The following is an 18891-nucleotide window of genomic DNA, read 5'->3' on the forward strand; positions in this document are numbered from 1 at the left end:
GCGTAGGCCTTGGCGCCGATCGCCTCGAGCCTATCCTCGGCTGCCTTGTCATGGGCGAGGTCGGCATGGTCCACCGTCTCGGCCCAGCCCCCATCGGCATACCAGACGGCAATGCCGTCGGTCAGGCGGTTGGCGGTCAGTATCTTCATTGCTGAACTCCTTCGGCGACCGAACTGGACGCGCCTTCATGCCTGTGTGCCGCGAGCGGCTCGGACCGTTCAAAGTTGGCGCCGGCGACCGCATCGCCGATGATGGTCATGACCGGACCGGAAAGATCGGCGCGCGCTTCCAGCGACGGCAGGTCGGCAAGCGTACCGTGGAAGCGGCGCCGGTTGGCAAGGCTGGCATTCTCGACCACGGCCACCGCCGTATCCGGCGACAGCCCGGCCTCGATCAGCCGGCCGGCAACCTCGGCCGCCACCGAGCGGCCCATATAGACGGCGACGGTGGCGCCCGAAATAGCGAGCTTGGCCCAGTCGGGCAGCGAATTGCCCTTGAGGTCGTGGCCCGTGGTGAACACCATCGACGAGGAAACACCTCGCAAGGTCAGCGGCAGTTCAAAATCGGCGGCGGCGGCAAAAGCCGCGGTGACGCCCGGAACCACCTCATAGGCGATGCCGGCATCGCGCAGTGCCGCCATCTCTTCGCCGGCCCGGCCGAACACCAGCGGATCGCCCGACTTCAGCCGCACGACACGCTTGCCTTCACGGCCAAGCTCGACCAGCAACGCATTGATCTCGGCCTGGCTCTTGGTGTGGCAGCCCTTGCGCTTGCCGACCGGCAGGCGCTCAGCATCGCGGCGACCCATGGCAACGACCGCCTCCGGCACCAGCGCATCATGGACGATGACATCGGCTTCCATCAGCAAACGATGGGCACGCAAGGTCAAAAGATCCTCGGCCCCAGGGCCGGCGCCGACCAGGGCGATGTGGCCGCAAGCCGGCACATTCGACAGCAAAAGATCGACGGCGGCATCATGCGCCTGCGAAAGCTGGCCGGCTTCAGCCGCGCGGGCAGGAGCGCCAGCGAAGAAATCATTCCAGAAGCGACGGCGGGCACTGCCTCTCGGCAGCAGATTCTCGGCAGCCCCGCGAAACGAAGCGGCAAGAATTGCCAGCGGCCCGAGCGACGGCGACAGCATGCGGTCGATGCGGCCGCGCAGCATCTGGGCAAGCACCGGGCCTGCACCTTCCGTGCCGATGGCGATGGCGACCGGTGCGCGGTTGACCAGCGCCGGGGTGAAGAAATCGCAAAGCTCAGGCCGATCGACGGCATTGGCCGGAATGCTTAAGCGCCGCGCATCCGTGACCACGCGGCGGTCGAGTTCCTCGTCGCCGCTGGCGGCAAACACCATGACCGCGCCTTCGAGCTGCGACGCGTCGTAGGCGGCGGCAAAATGGTTCGTGCCAGTCTGAGCGATGAAGGCCAGCAGGGCCGGCTCGGCATTTTCCGCGATGATCCGCAGGACCGCGCTCGACTGTCCGATCAGCCGCGCCTTGGCCAGCGCCTCTTCGCCGCCGCCGACGATGGCCACGGTCTGCCCCTCGACCCGCATGAAGACGGGGAAGGCATTGAGCTTGGGAGTAGTGTGCGACATGGGCGCGAGCGGAATCCTGAACAGGCTTGCAGTTCTACGCGCGAGCGCGAGAAACCAGAAGGAACGCACTCGCGCATCGCCTGTCGGGATGCAATCGCTTTTCTGAAAGCATCCCGGCCAACAGAAAAATATTCCTCGTTGGCGGATGGAGCGGATTCAAGCTGCTGTCGCAGGCCTTGATTTACAGCTCTTTTAGCGCTCGGCGAGAAATGCCGCAAAACAGTTTTTTCTAAATTCTACCAATTTAGTAGATTAAAGCCGCAGGCATTGGACAACCGAATTGCCAACACCCGCGAGGGTCTGGTTGGAACATTACCGGCTCGGGGCGCGTTCCCCAAAAAGCCCATCGCGTCAGATCGAAACCCGGCCGCGGCATGTCACAAGATGCCCGAGCGACTCAAAAAAGGAGCCTATCACCATGAGCACAATCAATCTGAAGCACGGCATCTGGGTCATGGTGGCCGATGGCGAGAAGGCGCTTTTCCTCAGGAACGCCGGCGACAACAAATATCCGAATCTCGAGGTGGTGCAGGAAATGCAGCAGGACAACCCGCCCACCCGCGAGCAAGGCAGTGACAGCCCGGGCCGATACAATGATGGTCCCTCCGTACACCGCAGCGCGGTCGAAGATACGGACTGGCACCGCATCGGCAAGGAGCGTTTCGCCGATGAGATCGCCGCCCGGCTCTACAAGCTCGCACATAGCGGCGAGTTCAACGAGATCGTGCTTGTCGCACCGCCGATGCTGCTTGGGACAATGCGCAAGAAGCTGCACAAGGAAGTCGGGGACAAAGTGATCGCCGAGATTCCCAAGACATTGACCAACCACGCCGTATTCGAGATCGAGGCCCTGCTGCAGGCAGCCTGATTGGTGTCGATCGAACGCGCCGGATCGAAACCGAATATCATCGCGCGACTTCAAATTCGACCGGCGGCTTCTCCGCCGGCCGACCAAGTTTTTGCGGCCGCACCGTCGATTTCATGGCTTTGCGGGTTGCATCGCCGACACCCCATCCACCATATTGCAACCAGGCGGCGGCTCCGGGCGGCGCCCATCCAACATCGCTGGTTTCGAAAGGCGCTCCATAGACAATGCCGCATGACACGCCCCTTATCGCCACCATCGTCGCCGGTCTGGGGCTGGCTTTCGTCTTCGGCGCTCTCGCCAACCGCTTCCGTATCCCGCCGCTGGTCGGTTATCTCGTAGCCGGCGTGCTGGTCGGGCCGAACACGCCCGGCTTCGTCGCCGATGCCGGCCTTGCCAACGAACTGGCCGAAATCGGCGTCATCCTGCTGATGTTCGGCGTCGGCCTGCACTTCTCGTTGAAGGATCTGCTGTCGGTGCGCGCCATCGCCGTGCCCGGCGCCATCGTCCAGATCGGCTTTGCCACCGCGCTCGGCGCCGGGCTGTCGTGGATGCTCGGCTGGTCGATGGGCGCGGGGCTGGTTTTCGGCCTGGCGCTGTCGGTCGCCTCGACCGTGGTGCTGCTGCGCGCGCTGCAGGAGCGGCGGATGATCGAGACCGAGCGCGGCCGCATCGCCGTCGGCTGGCTGATCGTCGAGGACCTGGCCATGGTGCTGGCGCTGGTGCTGCTGCCGGCGCTGGCCGGTGTGCTCGGCGGCCAGGAGCAGGCGGACGCCCATGCAAGCAGCCTGCTGTCGCTGCCGGCCAGCTACGGCATCTGGGGCGTCGTCGGCATCACGCTGGCCAAGGTCGCCGCTTTCGTCGTCGTCATGCTGGTGGTCGGCCGCCGGGTCATTCCCTGGATCCTGCACTATGTCGCCCACACCGGCTCGCGCGAATTGTTCCGGCTGGCGGTGCTCGCCATAGCGCTCGGCGTCGCCTTTGGCGCAGCCAAACTGTTCGGTGTCTCGCTGGCGCTGGGTGCCTTCTTCGCCGGCATGATCATGAGTGAGTCCGAACTCAGCCACCGCGCGGCGGAAGAATCGTTGCCGCTGCGCGATGCCTTTTCCGTGCTGTTCTTCGTCTCGGTCGGCATGCTGTTCGACCCGTTCAGCCTGATCAGTAATGGCTGGCCTATCCTGGCGACGCTGGCCATCATCGTCATCGGCAAATCGTTGGCGGCGTTCGTCATCGTAGTTGCCTTCGGCTATCCCCTGGCCACCGCACTGATGATCTCGGCAAGTCTTGCCCAGATCGGCGAATTCTCCTTCATCCTGGCCGAGCTCGGCGTCGGGCTGAAACTGTTGCCCGAACAAGGTCGCGACCTCATTCTGGCCGGCGCCATCCTGTCGATCGTGCTGAACCCGCTGATGTTCCTGGCCATCGACTGGATGAAGCCATGGCTGGAGCGGCGCGCCGCCAGGACGGCACCGCCTGTCGAGGCAAAGCCGGTTGGCCCGGCGACGGAACCGGGCCAGGTGGCCTCTGTTGCAGCCACGACGAAAGCGGAAGACGGGCCGCCGCCCAGGACAACCCTCACCGACCACGCCATCCTGATCGGTTATGGTCGCGTCGGCAGTCTCGTCGGGGCATCGTTGAAAGAAGCCGCCCTGCCCTTCCTCGTCGTCGAGGATGCCGACAAGACACTGGCGAGGCTGAAGGCCGATGGCATCGAGACGGTCTCCGGCAACGCGGCCAACGCCGAAGTGTTCGCCGCCGCCAATCCCGAAGGGGCGAAGCGGCTGATCCTGGCCATTCCCAATGCCTTCGAGGCCGGCCAGATCGTGCTCAGGGCACGTGCAGCCAACCCCGGCATCAACGTCATCGCCCGCGCCCATTCCGACGCCGAGGTCGAGCACCTCAAGGGCCTCGGCGCCGACACGGTGATCATGGGCGAGCGCGAGATCGCCCGCGGCATTGTCGAAGAGGTGCTTGGCCACAAGCCGTGGGCTGCCGAACCGTCCGCGGCCTGAGCCGACCGTGATTGGCGACAGGTTGCCGTGTCGATCGTCTGCTCGCAGGCGGGTTGATCACGCGACGAATGCAGAGCCGCCATGGAGCACGACACTGCTGAGGTATTTTGCCGGAGGCTTCCCCAGCGCCTTCTTGAACATCGTGATGAAGGCCGTGACAGATTCATAACCGAGATCGCCCGAAACCTGCTGCACGCTGGCGCCGGAGGCCAGCTCTCGTATTGCGACGATCAGGTGCAATTGCTGACGCCAGCGCCCGAAGCTTAAGCCAGTCTCCTTCACCACGAGACGGGCGAGACTGCTCTCACTGAGCGCAACGCGATTGGCCCATTCTGCCAATGTGCTGCGGTCGGCAGGATCTTGCGCCAACGCTTCGGCGATCCGCCGCAAGCGCGGCTCGGATGAGATCGGCAGATGCAGTTGCTGGACAGGCATGCGCGGCAGCTCGGTGAGCAGGGTTCTGGTCAGAAGCTCATCCCTCGCCTGATCGTCCTGCACACCATCGGATAGCTCAATGATCAGTTCGCGCAGCAGCGGCGAGATCGAGAGCGTGCAGCATCTGTCCGGCAGATCGGCAGCTCCCGGCTCGATATAGACGAAGAAAATACGGGCATTGGCGGTTGCGACATTGCTGTGCTCCATGCCGCTTGGAATCCACACCCCGCAATGAGGCGGCACCATCCACAGGCCGCTGGGGACGCGACATGTGACGCCACCTCCGAGTGCGAAGACGAGTTGGCCTTTGCGGTGCCAATGGGAGGGTACCTCCGCTCTGGTCTCGGGGACGTCGACGCGCACGGCAATCGCCGGCGCGGAAAGGTCATCCACATCGAAATTGAACCAAGGGTAGCGGAGGGGTTGTCTCATGATTGACTGTTTTTAGCGATCAGATTCTTTGATCTCTAAATTATTCAAAGGCAAAAATCGATAGGTTCCACTGCCGTGCGTCCAACGCGCAACAGTGAGGTGTGAACCATGCTTGCCCTAGTCATCTCTTCCGATAGCGCGACCGGGCTGAAGCTCGCGGAGCTCGACGAACCTCAGCCGGCCTCGAACGAAGCGCTTGTCTCGGTCCGCGCGACCTCGTTGAACCGCGGCGAACTGCGGCTGCTCGCCATCCGTCAGAGCGGCTGGATACCGGGCCAGGACATCGTCGGATTTGTCGAACAGGCAGCAGCCGATGGTTCCGGGCCAGCCATGGGCACAAGGGTTGCGGCTCTGGTCGACCAGGCCGGGTGGGCTGAACGGGTCGCCGTTCCAACCGACCGTCTCGCGGTCCTGCCTGATGACGTCAGCTTCGTTTCCGCAGCCACGCTTCCGGTCGCCGGCACGACGGCGCTGAGGACTTTGCGCCATGGCGGCGACCTGACCGGCCAGCAGGTCCTGATCACCGGCGCAAGCGGTGCGGTCGGTCGTTTCCAGATCCAGATCGCCCGCGAGCAAGGCGCCTCGGTGACCGCGGTCGCCGCCTCCCGGCACGGCGAGGACCTCCGCGGCCTTGGAGCCGAGCAGGTTGTCGAAGCGATCGAACTGGCCGAGGGACCGTTTTCGCTGATCACGGAGTCGGTGGGCGGCGAAAGCCTCGCACACGCGATCGAGCGCGTCGCACCTGGCGGGACCATCGTCATGTTCGGTTCAAGCAGTGGCGAACTCACGCCCATCGGATTCCGCCAGTTCGTTCCGGATCATGAAGGGGCAAGACTTCAGACTTTTGCCTACAACACGTCTGGTCCAGGCATTGGCGAGGACATCGCCTCGCTGCTCGCTCTGGTCGCCGCCGGCCGGCTCGAAACGCGCGTGGCCCTGACCGTGCCGTGGACCGACATCGCCCAAGCCCTGGACGCGCTGCGGCAGCGCAGCTTCAGCGGCAAGGCTGTTCTCACCATGGCCGAATGAGCAGTCCGCGGCCTGAAGCCGGCCGCTCACACGTGCTGGCCGCCATTGATGTGGATTTCAGAACCCGTCACATAGGACGCCTGTTGCGAGCACAGGAAGAAGATGATGTCGGCGACTTCCGCCGTGGTGCCAAGCCTTCTCAACGGGATCGTCTCGACGATCTTGTCCGTGCCCGGCGACAGGATCGCGGTGTCGATCTCGCCGGGCGCGATGGCGTTGACGCGAATGCCATGCGGACCGAAATCATGCGCCATCTCGCGCGTCAGCGAGCCGAGTGCCGCCTTCGATGTCGCATAGGCGGTGCCGGCAAAGGGATGCACACGGGTGCCGGCGATCGAGGTGACGTTGACGATCGAGCCCTTGGCCGCCGCCAGTTCCTTGAACAGCCCGCGCGCCAGCATGATCGGCGCGAAGAAATTGACCTGGAACACGTCGCGCCAGACATGCATCGGCGTGTCGATCGAGTCCATGCGGCTGTTGCCGTCCTTCAGCTTCGGCGAGATGCCGGCATTGTTGACCAGCGCATGCAGCTGGCCGCCATGCGCTTCCAGCCGGCGGCGGATTTCCGACACCGCGATGCCGACATCCTCCTGATCGGCGAGATCGACCTTGATGTGGTCCTCAGGACCTGCCGGCCAGGGACAGTCCTCGGCAAAGGCCTGGCGCGAGCAGGTGATGACGCGCCAGCCCTCGCGCGAAAAACGCTTGACCGTGGCGTGGCCGATGCCGCGGCTGGCGCCGGTCAGCACGATGGTCTTTCTGGTGTCGAGTTCAGCCATTTCAGGGTCTCCGGCCGGCAGATGTAGCCGAACGCCGCCGAGGTGGCGAGAGGCGAGTCGCCGCTAATGCATGTCGCTCAAAAGTGGCCTCGGTTTTGAGGCAACGACATGCATATAAACAAAGAGCTAAAGCGCGCGACGCGCTTTAGCCGCCAAGGAGATCGAGGATCGAAGTCTGACGCTTCTTGCGCGGACCGCCGACGTCGCCTGGCGGCACCGGGTGCTTGATCGACGCGGTGGCCCCGTCGTCCTCGGGCATGGAAAGGCCATCGGCATCGACCGTCTGGGCGGGACGGGCCGCGCGGACCGGTGCTGGCGCCTGGGCGACCGGCGCGGCCGGCCGCGCCGCCGGCGTCTGCTGGCCGACGGACGCGGATGGAACCGGCGCCGGCGGCGTGTTGTTTGCCGAGGGTATCTCGTCGGGCACGATGGTGTCGGCCGGCGTCGATTTCCAGGTGCCGGGCAGCGGCCGCACCGGCACGCCCTCGTGGGCTGCGACCATGAATTCGTGCCAGGCCTGGGCCGGCAGTGCGCCGCCGGTGACCTTCTTCATCGGGCTGCCATCATCATTGCCGAACCACACACCGGTGGTGAGGTTGGCGGTGTAGCCGACGAACCAGGCATCGCGCGAATTCTGGCTGGTGCCGGTCTTGCCGGCGGACGGCCAGGCGAAAGCCGCTTTCCGGGCGGTGCCGATCTCGACCGTACCCGTCATCATCGAGTTCATCATGCCGACGATCTCGGGCTTGACGACACGCGGCGCGCTGCCGCCACCGCTGTCGTAGAGCACCTTGCCTTCCGTGGTCGTCACGCGGCGGATGAAATGGATATCCGGCTTGTAGCCGCCATTGGCGAAGGGGACATAGGCCGATGTCAGTTCCAGCGGCGTCACTTCCGAGGTGCCGAGCGCGATCGACGTGTTGGACTGCAGGTCGGACTGGATGCCCATGCGGTGCGCCGCCTCGACAACCGCGTTCGGCCCTACCTCCATGGTCAGCTGGGCCGCGACCGAATTCAGCGATTTGGCCAATGCGGTGGCCAGCGTCACCTTGCCGAAATACTTGCCGCCATAATTGTCGGGCGTCCAGTTGCCGATCTTGATCGGCGCGTCGTTGCGCACGCTGTCGGGTGTGCGGCCGGCCTCAAGCGCGGCCATATAGACGAACGGCTTGAACGCCGAGCCCGGCTGGCGGCGTGCTTCCGAGGCGCGGTCGAACTGGCTGGTCGAATAGTCGTAGCCGCCGACCATGGCGCGCACTGCGCCGGAATCGTCGATCGACACCAGGGCGCCCTGGGTGACGTTGAGCTTCTTGCCGCTGTCGTCGATCAGCCTGCGGATCGATTGTTCGGCGAGCTTCTGCAGATTCAGGTCGACGGTGCTGTCGATGACGATATCGCCGCGCACGTCGCCGATCAGGTCGGGCAGTTCCTCCATGATGGTGTCGGCAACGTAGTTTTCCGAGCCGGTCCAGTAGGACGGCGCACGCGTTGCCGGCGCGCTCATCGCCGAGGTCAGTTCCTTGGCGCTGATCTTGCCCTCGTCGCGCATGGCGGCAAGCACCAACTGCGAGCGTTCCTCGGCAGCCTTCGGATCGCGTGCCGGCGACAGCCGCGACGGCGCCTTCAACAGGCCGGCAAGCAATGCGGCTTCCGACAAGGTGACGTCGCGCGCGCTCTTGCCGAAATAACGCCGCGAGGCCGCTTCGACGCCATAGGCACCGGAACCGAAATAGACCCGGTTCAGATACATTTCGAGGATCTGGTCCTTGGTGTGCTTGTGCTCCAGCCAAAGTGCCAGCAGCACTTCCTGCACCTTGCGCTCCAGTGTGCGGTCGGGCGTCAGGAACAGGTTCTTGGCCAATTGCTGGGTCAGCGTCGAGCCGCCCTGCGAGAAATGTCCGCCAAGCACATTGGTTACCATGGCGCGCGACAGGCCGATCGGGTCGATGCCGAAATGCGAATAGAAGCGGCGGTCCTCGATGGCGATGACGGCCTCTGGGATATAGGGCGACATTTCATGCAGCCCGACCGCCTCGCCTCCGCTCATGCCGCGATTGGCGAGCAATTGGCCATCGGCCGAGACGATCTTGATGTTGGGCGCGCGGTCGGGGATCGACCAGGTCGTCGCCGCTGGCATCTTGGCGCCGTAGTAGACGACGATGCCGGCCACCGCGATGCCGCCCCAGATGGCGAGCACGAAGCACCAGTAGAACAGCCGGCCGAGGACCCCGAACAGGCCGCGCCGGCTCCTGTCGCGCTTGACCCGCGACGATTTCCCTTTGGCCGGCTTGCGTTTGGCGGAGGCTTTGCGATTGCTCGGCACGACGCGATCCTCCTCGTTCGCCGAAAGCCCCGCTGAGGATCGCGCCTGCGGCGGTCCCTCGAAACTGGGTTCGATGCGACTGTCTCTGCGGTTCGCCATGCGCTGTGCTTGATATCCCCGATGCCTATGGCGTTCGGGTTGAAGAGTAGATGCGGCGATTTAAGGGCGGGTTAAGTCTCGCCGAGTTCGATCTTCGAGGGGCCAACCAGCGACGCCAGCGCGAAAAAGGCCATCGGCTGCTCTTCGCAAGTCACCGCGAGGACGCTGTTGGACCGGTCGATATCGAGGCCTTTCGGCCCGCCCTCGTCAAAACTGGCCCTGCCCCGCAGGAAGGTTTCTTCATCGAGCACGGCAATAGAGCGCTCGGGCGTGCGACGGCCGTCCCAACCAGTGCCGCGATCATAGACATGCAGCATCGGGCTGCCGGCGTCGGCAACCACGATGTGCCGATCATCGCCCGTAAAGCGCACACCGTGCGGATAGCCGGCATTCTGCAGGATACCGGCCGGTTCACTGTCCGGTCCAAGCGACGCCCACATGCTGTAGATCTTCACATCCTTTGTGCCGTGGCTGCTGACAGCGATCCACTTTCCATCATGGCTGAGCGCAATGCCGTCAGGGATATCGAGACCACGCTTTAGAAGCAGCTGATTGCTTGTAGCGCGATAGCCAAGCCACCGGTTGACCACATGCCGGGTGACCAGATGCGCGTAATTGTTGCAGACCAGCAGACTGACGCGGCCGTGCAACTCCTGCCTGACGGCGACGGAGCCCGGCGAATTCAGTTTGTAGGGCCGCCTGCCTCGGATCTGGCGAATGGCCGCGATCTCACGACACTGGCCAGCCGGTTCTTCACGCGGCAGAGCAAATAGCGCAACCAGCCCATCGCGATTGGCGACTGCCAAGGTTCGGTCATCGATGAAATCGAGGCCATGGACTTCACCCATGTCGTCCGACGTCAACTCCATGAAATTGTGAAGTGTGACGCCTGGCCCATCAGGTCCCGTCTCGACGTCGATGCGCAGGATCAGGCAGCGCTTGCGCGCATATCCGGCAATTGCCAGCAGCCGGTTATCAGGCGAAAAACGCAGGTCCTCGGTGCGCCCGATTTCCGCAAGCGCGGCCCGCACGGCATCGCCTGCCTTGAAATCGATCTGGTGTATCGTCATGCGCCTCTCGTTGGCATTGAAGGCCGAAAATCTGTCTCATCGGCCTGGCCCTTGCCAAACCCCTGCCCGGCTTTGATGTCTCGTTCAGATAGGCTCGAACTTCACATCCGGCTGGTCGGGACCGCCGGCTTGCCGCAACAGCGCGAGAATGTGTTCGCCCCTGTCAACCTGCTGTCGTCTCCAGTTCGAGGCGTTCGTCACATGCAGCCAGCCATCGACCACCATGAAAAAATCCTCGGATTGATCATGGCCCGCGCCGAAGCGAAGCGATTTGTTTTCGGCGAACCGAACCAGCGCCGGATCGATTGACCTGTAGAGCACCGGCCAGTTGCCGCCACCGGAATCCATATGAAACTTGTAGCTCGGGGCGAAATCCAGCCGCCGCCGCAACAGGCTTCCATCGAAAAAACAGAACCCGGGCCACAGGAACCAGCCGCCCGGCGTTGGCGTATCGCGCCGCGCGCTGCCGTAGAGGCTTTTGCCCTCCATCCGGGCGCGGATCGAAAATGGTTCAGTCGGAAAGATGTCATGATCGATGAAGCCGAAAAGCCTCGGCCCGAACCTGGGCAAGAAATTCCGCACGATCCAGTTGAGCGCTTGACCGTGCGACCTGCTGACAACCAGCCTGTTCCTCGGCAACGCGACATAGGGGACATGCTGGCGGCGACAAAGGTCGCGGATGGCCTCCCTTGCCTCGTCCTTCTTGCTGTTGTCGAAGACGATGTAGCTGTCATGCTCGGCCAGGTATCGGCGTACCAGGTGGATCTGCCATTCGATCACGTCGGGCCGGTTGAAGGCCACGCTAGCGATGATCGCATCGCGGAAAGCCTGCTCTCGCCCCTGCAATTCGCTGACCGGCGCGGATGTCCTCAGGAAGCAAAATACCCGCCAATGATAGCGTAACAGTGCCTCGCGCCTTGGCGGCCTGTTCAGCCTCTCCCATTCCGCAACGGTAATCCTGGGCTGATCGACGTCTCCCGGAGCGTCAGAAGCCACCATGTCGCGCTCCCGCATCCACCGATCGACGGTTCAGTTCTGCTGGATCGATATGCCCTTGTCGTCGATCTTGAGCTCGACGCCCTTGGGTTTGGTCTGCTCGCGATAGACATAGATACCGAGCGCGATAACCACGACGACGAGCGCGCCAATGACGAGATAGAGCGTATTCTGTTTCATGGCGCGCTCTTTGCGTTGTCGAGCCTCAGGCTCGTTTCAGGACCTTGACCAGCACCAGCAGGATGATGGCGCCGATGGTAGCATGGATGATCGAGGCGAGAATGCCGCCGCCGATGGAGAAGCCGATCCGTGGAAACAGCCAGCCGGCAATGAACGCGCCGACGATGCCGACGATAATGTTGCCGATCAGACCGAAGCCGAAGCCGGAAACGATAAGACCGGCAAGCCAACCGGCGATGGCACCGATGATGATGAAGACGAGCAGGCTTTCGACACCCATAGCGATTTCCTCCGAGCAAGAGGGCGACGGCGGAACGGAAAGCTCCGAATCGGCCTCGATATCAACAGCTTCAAGCTATTCGAAAGCGGCCGGCCTCGCCAGCGGCGCGCTCACTAATGCATGTCGCGCAAAAGTGGCCCCGGTTTTGCGAGAACGACATGCATAAAGCAAAGACCTAAAGCGCGTCGCCTGAATCCGCTCAAACGCGACGCGCTTTAGAGTAATTCCAGGAAAAGTGTAAAGCGGTTTTCCCGGGAAAAGCGCGTAGCGCTTTCCCTAGAGGATTGCGTCAAAACAAAGAGTTAGAGCAGCTCGCCGTTTCCGTGAAACGGTGAACTGCTCTAATCGTCACCGTCGCTTGCGGCAGGCCGCCAACTGGTCGGCTCGACCTTCTTTTGCGTGTGACTGTCGGTGTAGACCCACCAGCCGTCGTCGCGATATTGCGCGATGGATTCGTTGATCACGCCGTCGCTGTCCTTCCACGTGACGGAGACCTTGGAGCCGTCGGTCGGCGCGGTCGCTATGGACTTTCTGTCCGTCATGTCATCCCCCATTTGAGCCGACAAAACGCGGCAGCCTGCATCTGGTTCCAACCGGCCATCGGCAGCAGCTCGCGGAGACGACCGTCAGCTATGGGCGAAGATATCCTCTTCGTCCCAGCCCATCAGATCGAGTTTGGCACGCGTCGGCAGGAAGCGGAAGCAGGCATCGGCCTCCTTGGTCCGCCCATCGCGCGCCAACCGTCCGGCCAGCACATCGCGCAACCGGTGCAGATAGAGCACGTCGGAAGCGGCATATTCGAGCTGTTCGGGCGACAGCGTTTCGGCCGCCCAGTCTGACGATTGCTGCGCCTTGGACAGGCCGACGCCGAGAAGCTCGAAGCAGATGTCCTTCAGCCCGTGGCGGTCGGTGTAGGTGCGGGTCAGCCGCGAGGCGATCTTGGTGCAGAACACCGGCTCGGGCATCACGCCGAACGCATTGTAGAGCACGGCAAGGTCGAAGCGTCCGTAGTGGAACAGCTTGGTTATGCCGCGGTTCCTCAGCAGGCTGACGAGGTTCGGCGCCTTCTTCTGGCCGGGCGCGATCTGGATGACATCGGCGCTGCCGTCACCAGGCGAAATCTGCACCACGCACAGCCGATCGCGATGTGGGTTGAGCCCCAGCGTCTCGGTGTCGATGGCTACTGCCCCGACATTGTAGTGCGAGAGGTCGGGCAGATCATGCTTGTGGAAACGGATGTCGGCCATTGTCTTCTCCGGTCGAGCCTTGCGCGTCCCTTGACCCGCAAGGGACGCTATAGCGCTTTTGTCTTGTGGCCCGTCCTCGCCGCGATCCGCTGAAAAATCAACAGGAAAACGAGGGTCCCGCCGCTCAGCGCGTCAAGGCATCGAGAATCCGCGCCCAGGAGCGCTGGCCCTTGTGGAAGGAGCTGAGCTCGTATTTCTCGTTGGGCGAGTGGATGCGGTCGTCGTCGAGGCCGAACCCGACCAGGAGCGATTCCATGCCGAGATAGGTCTGGAAGTCGCCGACCACCGGAATCGACCCGCCGCTGCCCGTCGTCACCGCCGGCTTCGGCCATTCGTCGGACAGCGCATCCTTGGCCTTGGCCAGGAACGGCGAATCGTAGGAAAGCTGGATTGCCGGCGAGCCGCCATGCGGGTGGAATTCGACCGAGCAGTCGGCCGGAATCCGTTCCTTGACGAATTTCTGGAACGCCGCTCGGATTTTCTTGGGATCCTGCTTGTGGACGAGGCGGAAGGAGACTTTTGCCGAGGCTTCCGCCGCGATCACCGTCTTGAAGCCCTTGCCGGTGTAGCCGCCGATGATGCCGTTGAACTCGGCCGTCGGCCGCGCCCAGGTGAGTTCCAGCACCGAGCGCCCCTTTTCGCCCGACGGGATCGACAGGCCGACTGGTCCGAGGAACGTCTCGGCCGTCTCGCCAAGCGTCTCCCAGGATTTCAGGATCTGCGACGGCGTTTCCTCGACCCCGTCATAGAAACCGGGAATGGTGATGTGGCCGTCCTTGTCGTGGATATCGGCCAAAACCTTGACCAGGATGCGGATCGGGTTGGCGGCAGCACCGCCATAGAGGCCGGAATGCAGGTCACGGTCGGCGGCCTTGATCGTGATCTCCTCGCCGACCAGCCCGCGCAATCCGACGCAGATCGACGGCGTATCGCGGTCCCACATGCCGGTATCGCAGACCAGCGCGAAATCGGCCTTGAGTTCGTCGGCATTGGCCTCGAGGAACGGCTTCAGCGACGGCGAGCCGGATTCCTCCTCGCCCTCGAACAGGATGGTGATGCGGCAGGGCAGATTGCCGTGCACCTGCTTCCAGGCGCGGCAAGCCTCGACGAAGGTCATCAACTGGCCCTTGTCGTCGGCCGAGCCGCGTCCCGTGATCACCTTGTGGTCCGGTCCGACCTCCTTGACCGCGGGCGCGAACGGATCGCTTTCCCACAATTCGATCGGGTCGACCGGCTGTACGTCGTAATGACCATAGAACAGCACATGCGGCGCACCCGCCGGCCCGTCGTGATGGGCGACTACCATCGGGTGTCCCGGCGTATCACGCACGCTGGCGTCGAAGCCGATCAGCTTGAGTTCGGCCACCAGCCATTCCGCCGCCTTGCGGCAGTCGGCGGCATAGGCCGGATCGGTTGAGATCGACTTGATCCTGAGCAGGCCGAACAGGCGTTCGAGGCTCTGGTCGAGATTCTTGTCGAGACGGTCGAGGACGGGGGAAACTGCGGACATGTGTGAAGCCTTTCGATTCAGAACCGGAACCGTAAAGGCAGGACAGGAAAACGAAAAGCCCGCGATCGTTGGACCACGGGCTGCAAACGTCTGTCTGAGGTAAAAAAAGACCGCCGTGGTGGAGGGGGAACCACGGCGGCCTTCTACTCGAAACGATGCGGCAGCCCGGAGAGGGGGGATAGGCTGCCGCAGGTGTCCGGGATAGGCGGGGGACGGGCCTTGCTCCGGACTCGGCGAAAACTGCCGATGACCTTTATTTGTGTCTTTGAACGTGGCGATTCAAGGGCACGAAAATTACACTTTTGTAACATGGCCGTGAGCAGGCCGGCCCGCGGCCGTTCTGTCAGGGTGTTGCCGGAACCGATATTTGAGGCTGCCTTTGGCATGGACCAAGCCGCCGCGCCGCGCTATCCCTGCCGACATGAAAAAAGGCGATCATCTCTTCCTTGTCGACGGCTCCGGCTACATCTTCCGTGCCTATCATGCGCTACCGCCACTAACCCGCAAATCCGACGGTCTGCCGGTCGGCGCCGTTTCCGGCTTCTGCAACATGCTGTGGAAGCTGATGCTCGACGCCCGCAACACCGATGTAGGCATTGTGCCGACGCATTTCGCGGTCATTTTCGACTATTCGTCGAAAACCTTTCGCAACCACCTTTACCCCGAATACAAGGCCAACCGCTCGGCCCCGCCGGAAGACCTGATCCCGCAATTCGGCCTGATCCGCCAGGCGACCAGGGCGTTCAACCTGCCTTGCATCGAGATCGAAGGCTACGAGGCCGACGATCTGATCGCCACCTATGCCAGGCTTGCCCGTGAAGCAGGCGGCGACACCACCATCATCTCCTCCGACAAGGACCTGATGCAGCTGGTCGGCGACACGGTCGGCATGTACGACCCGATGAAGGACCGCCAGATCGGCATTCCGGAGGTCATCGAGAAATGGGGCGTGCCGCCGGAGAAAATGGTCGACCTGCAGGCGCTGACCGGCGATTCCGTCGACAATGTGCCTGGTGTGCCCGGCATCGGGCCGAAGACGGCGGCACAACTGCTCGAGCAGTTCGGCGACCTCGACACGCTGCTGGCCCGCGCCGGCGAGATCAAGCAGGACAAGAGGCGCGAATCCATCATCGCCAACGCCGACAAGGCGCGTATTTCGCGTCAGTTGGTGACGCTGATGAACGACGTGCCGGTGGCCGAGGGGCTGGACGATTTCGTCCTGCATGCGCCGGACGGACCGAAGCTGATCGGCTTCCTCAAGACGATGGAATTCACCTCGCTGACCCGCCGCGTGGCGGAGGCGACCAGCACCGAGGTCGGTGACGTCCAGGCCGTCGCGGTGACCGTCGAGCGCGCCGATAACGCGCATGGCCCCGATGTCGGTGCTGGAGCTTCCAGCGAGGCGCGACCTGCCGGGACCGGCCAAGACGGCGCGGCAGACGGGGCGCCGGGCACCGAGAAACCCATCAGCGGCGACACCCCTTCCCTGCTCGCCGCGCTGCGTCTAGAGCGTGCGGCCACCCGCAAGATCGATACATCGGCCTATCACTGCATCCGCGATGTCGCGACCTTGAAAGCTTGGGTCGCGGAGGCAACCGGGACTGGCCTTGCCGCTTTCGACGTCAGGGCGACGTCGGCCGATCCGATGCAAGCCGAGTTGATCGGCATATCCATCGCCACGGCGCCCGGCCGCGCCGCCTACATTCCTTTCACCCACAAGAGCGGCAACGGCGACCTGCTCGGCGGCGGCGTGGTCGAAAACCAGATTCCTCTCCGCGAGGCGCTGGCCCTGCTGAAACCGCTGCTGGAAGACAGGTCGGTTCTCAAGATCGCGCAGAACCTGAAATACGATCTTGTCGTCATGAGCCGCTATGGCATCGATGTTGCGCCGTTCGACGACACCATGCTGATCTCCTACGTGCTCGATGCCGGCACGCCCCATGGTCACGGCCTGGACTCGCTTGCCGAGAAATGGCTGGGTCATACCCCTCTCCTGCTCAAGGACGTCACCGGCTCCGGCAAAAGCTCCGTCGGTTTCGATCAGGTCGACATCGACAAGGCGACCGCTCATGCCGGCGAAGACGCCGATATGACGCTGCGGCTCTGGCTGGTGCTGAAACCGCGGCTCGCCGCCAAGGGGCTGGTGTCGGTCTATGAGCGGCTGGAACGGCCGCTGGTGCCGGTGCTGGCGCGCATGGAACAGCGCGGCATCTCTGTCGACCGGCAGATCCTGTCGCGGCTGTCAGGCGAACTGGCGCAGGGCGCCGCCCGGCTGGAAGAAGAAATCTATCAGCTCATCGGCGAGCGCATCAACATCGGCTCGCCAAAACAGCTCGGCGACATCCTGTTCGGTCGCATGGGTCTGCCCGGTGGCTCTAAAACCAAGACCGGCCAGTGGTCGACCTCGGCGCAACTTCTCGAAGACCTCGCCGCCGAGGGCCATGAACTGCCGCGCAAGATCGTCGACTGGCGCCAGCTGACCAAGCTCAAGTCGACCTATACCGATGCGCTGCCAGGCTTCATCCACCCCGACACCAAGCGCGTCCACACCTCCTACGCGCTGGCCGCGACGACGACGGGACGCTTGTCATCCTCCGACCCGAACTTGCAGAACATTCCGGTGCGCACCGCCGAAGGTCGCAAGATCAGGACCGCCTTCATCACCGACAAGAGCCATCGGCTGGTCTCGGCCGACTACAGCCAGATCGAGTTGCGCGTCCTCGCCCATGTCGCCGAGATTCCGCAACTGCGGCAGGCCTTTGCCGACGGCGCCGACATCCACGCTATCACTGCGTCGGAAATGTTCAATGTGCCGGTCGAGGGCATGCCTTCGGAAGTCCGCCGCCGCGCCAAGGCGATCAATTTCGGCATCATCTACGGCATTTCGGCCTTCGGTCTCGCCAACCAGCTGTCGATCCCGCGCGAGGAAGCGAGCAACTACATCAAGAAATACTTCGAGCGCTTCCCCGGCATCCGCGACTACATCGAGGAGACCAAGGCCTACGCTCGCGAGCACGGCTTCGTCGAAACCATCTTCGGGCGCCGCATCCACTATCCCGATATAAGATCGTCCAATCCCTCGCTCCGCGCGTTCAACGAACGCGCCTCGATCAACGCCCGCCTGCAAGGCACCGCCGCCGACATCATCCGCCGCGCCATGATCCGCATGGAGGAGGCGCTGGAAAAAGCGGGCCTTTCAGCACGCATGCTGTTGCAGGTGCATGACGAACTGATCTTCGAGACCGTAGAGGCCGAAGTCGAGGCGACGATCCCGGTCGTGCGTCACGTCATGGAAAACGCGGCGATGCCTGCGGTATCGATGTCGGTGCCGCTACATGTCGACGCGCGCGCCGCCAACAACTGGGACGAGGCGCATTGATGCATATTACCCTAACCTACAAGGGTCCCGTGCAAGGCAATGCGAGAAAGCAGAGCGATGTGTGGCGACTCAGAAAATCGTTTCACAAACAATTATGTAAGCTCAGTTCGACGGATGAGTTCGGCTATGTCGAGAAATATGCCGACCAGGAAACAGAAAATCTACATCCAAATATTGGCATCGAGGTCGCCAACTCGCGATACGTTCCGTTTGTTACATCTAAGATGAAAACCCGCTGCTCACTTTACATCAGAGTACTGAGAGGCGTTAGGCAATACAATCCAGTACTCGGAAACGTCGATCTGGACAACAGAGTAAAAACACTAATTGATGCACTGCGAGCTCCCCAACAAGTGAGCGAGACAAAAGAATCCGACGGAACAGTCAAATAGTCCTCCTAGAAGACGACTCTCTGATCGATGGAATAACAGTGAAATCAGACCACTACTTAGATGAGGATGACGATGGCGTCGTTTTGGCAATTGTAACTGCTAATATCCATCTCGCGCATGCGACTTGGGCCAATATGCATCTAGGCTCAGGACCTATTAAAACTCTTGCGGCGACGCCAAACGGCTGATTCATTTGCGGTGCGAGGAGGCGCTGCAATGAGTGATTTGATCTGGCTGTCGGAGGCGCAGATGCGTCGGATCGAGCG

Annotated in this window: 16 protein-coding genes; 4 read left to right on the top strand and 12 right to left on the bottom strand. The window is 62.8% G+C overall.

What is annotated here, in order from left to right:
- Together EN993_RS16195 and cysG are read right to left on the bottom strand one after the other, a co-directional pair.
- The coding region (locus EN993_RS16195) for a DUF2849 domain-containing protein (protein WP_127264138.1) at positions 1-149 on the bottom strand (149 nt) is incomplete at its 3' end.
- The gene (gene cysG / locus EN993_RS16200; RefSeq protein WP_127264140.1) at positions 146-1597 is read right to left on the bottom strand and encodes a siroheme synthase CysG; all 1452 of its coding nucleotides are present in this window, start codon (positions 1595-1597) and stop codon (positions 146-148) included. The genes EN993_RS16195 and cysG, both read right to left, overlap by 4 nt.
- A gap of 418 nt (positions 1598-2015) precedes the next feature.
- Between cysG and EN993_RS16205 the strand changes: the two genes are divergently transcribed.
- Entirely contained in the window at positions 2016-2465 is a 450-nt protein-coding gene (locus EN993_RS16205; RefSeq protein WP_127264142.1) for a host attachment protein, read from the top strand.
- Positions 2466-2689: 224 nt separating this feature from the next.
- The gene (gene ybaL, locus EN993_RS16210) at positions 2690-4474 is read left to right on the top strand and encodes a YbaL family putative K(+) efflux transporter (RefSeq protein WP_127264144.1); all 1785 of its coding nucleotides are present in this window, start codon (positions 2690-2692) and stop codon (positions 4472-4474) included.
- 57 nt (positions 4475-4531) lie between these two features.
- Here the strand turns inward: ybaL and EN993_RS16215 are convergent, their stop codons facing one another.
- The gene (locus EN993_RS16215) at positions 4532-5341 is read right to left on the bottom strand and encodes a helix-turn-helix transcriptional regulator (protein WP_109658819.1); all 810 of its coding nucleotides are present in this window, start codon (positions 5339-5341) and stop codon (positions 4532-4534) included.
- Between the two features lie 108 nt (positions 5342-5449).
- Between EN993_RS16215 and EN993_RS16220 the strand changes: the two genes are divergently transcribed.
- Positions 5450-6370 carry a zinc-binding dehydrogenase gene (locus EN993_RS16220; RefSeq protein WP_127264146.1) on the top strand — a complete coding sequence of 307 codons (921 nt, stop codon included), beginning with the start codon at positions 5450-5452 and terminating at the stop codon, positions 6368-6370.
- A gap of 26 nt (positions 6371-6396) precedes the next feature.
- Here the strand turns inward: EN993_RS16220 and EN993_RS16225 are convergent, their stop codons facing one another.
- The 9 genes from EN993_RS16225 to EN993_RS16270 all read right to left on the bottom strand — a co-directional run bounded on the left by EN993_RS16225 (position 6397) and on the right by EN993_RS16270 (position 14854).
- Positions 6397-7149, bottom strand: coding sequence for an SDR family oxidoreductase (locus tag EN993_RS16225; RefSeq protein WP_109658817.1), 753 nt, complete (start codon positions 7147-7149; stop codon positions 6397-6399).
- 145 nt (positions 7150-7294) lie between these two features.
- Positions 7295-9571: a transglycosylase domain-containing protein gene (locus tag EN993_RS16235; RefSeq protein WP_127264148.1), complete on the bottom strand. Its 2277-nt coding sequence runs from the start codon at positions 9569-9571 to the stop codon at positions 7295-7297.
- Positions 9572-9642: 71 nt separating this feature from the next.
- Positions 9643-10641, bottom strand: a complete 999-nt coding sequence (locus EN993_RS16240) for a hypothetical protein (protein ID WP_127264150.1) — start codon at positions 10639-10641, stop codon at positions 9643-9645.
- A gap of 84 nt (positions 10642-10725) precedes the next feature.
- Positions 10726-11640 (bottom strand): hypothetical protein, encoded by a 915-nt coding sequence (locus EN993_RS16245; protein WP_127264152.1) that lies wholly within the window; start codon positions 11638-11640, stop codon positions 10726-10728.
- 30 nt (positions 11641-11670) lie between these two features.
- Positions 11671-11817 (bottom strand): hypothetical protein, encoded by a 147-nt coding sequence (locus EN993_RS16250; RefSeq protein ID WP_013529552.1) that lies wholly within the window; start codon positions 11815-11817, stop codon positions 11671-11673.
- Positions 11818-11842: 25 nt separating this feature from the next.
- On the bottom strand, positions 11843-12097 hold the full coding sequence (locus EN993_RS16255; protein ID WP_056594910.1) for a GlsB/YeaQ/YmgE family stress response membrane protein: 255 nt from the start codon (positions 12095-12097) through the stop codon (positions 11843-11845).
- Positions 12098-12438: 341 nt separating this feature from the next.
- Positions 12439-12639, bottom strand: a complete 201-nt coding sequence (locus EN993_RS16260) for a hypothetical protein (RefSeq protein ID WP_109661129.1) — start codon at positions 12637-12639, stop codon at positions 12439-12441.
- A gap of 84 nt (positions 12640-12723) precedes the next feature.
- Positions 12724-13344 (bottom strand): ribonuclease D, encoded by a 621-nt coding sequence (locus EN993_RS16265; RefSeq protein ID WP_109658721.1) that lies wholly within the window; start codon positions 13342-13344, stop codon positions 12724-12726.
- A 124-nt stretch (positions 13345-13468) separates the two neighbouring features.
- Positions 13469-14854, bottom strand: a complete 1386-nt coding sequence (locus tag EN993_RS16270; protein WP_109658720.1) for a M20/M25/M40 family metallo-hydrolase — start codon at positions 14852-14854, stop codon at positions 13469-13471.
- Positions 14855-15275: 421 nt separating this feature from the next.
- Here EN993_RS16270 and polA point away from each other — a divergent pair, with 421 nt between their 5' ends.
- Positions 15276-18233, top strand: a complete 2958-nt coding sequence (gene polA, locus EN993_RS16275; protein ID WP_164757680.1) for a DNA polymerase I — start codon at positions 15276-15278, stop codon at positions 18231-18233.
- The last annotated feature ends 658 nt before the right edge of the window (positions 18234-18891 follow it).

Origin of the sequence: Mesorhizobium sp. M7D.F.Ca.US.004.01.2.1, from assembly GCF_003997785.1 — a bacterium.
Lineage (GTDB): Bacteria > Pseudomonadota > Alphaproteobacteria > Rhizobiales > Rhizobiaceae > Mesorhizobium > Mesorhizobium loti.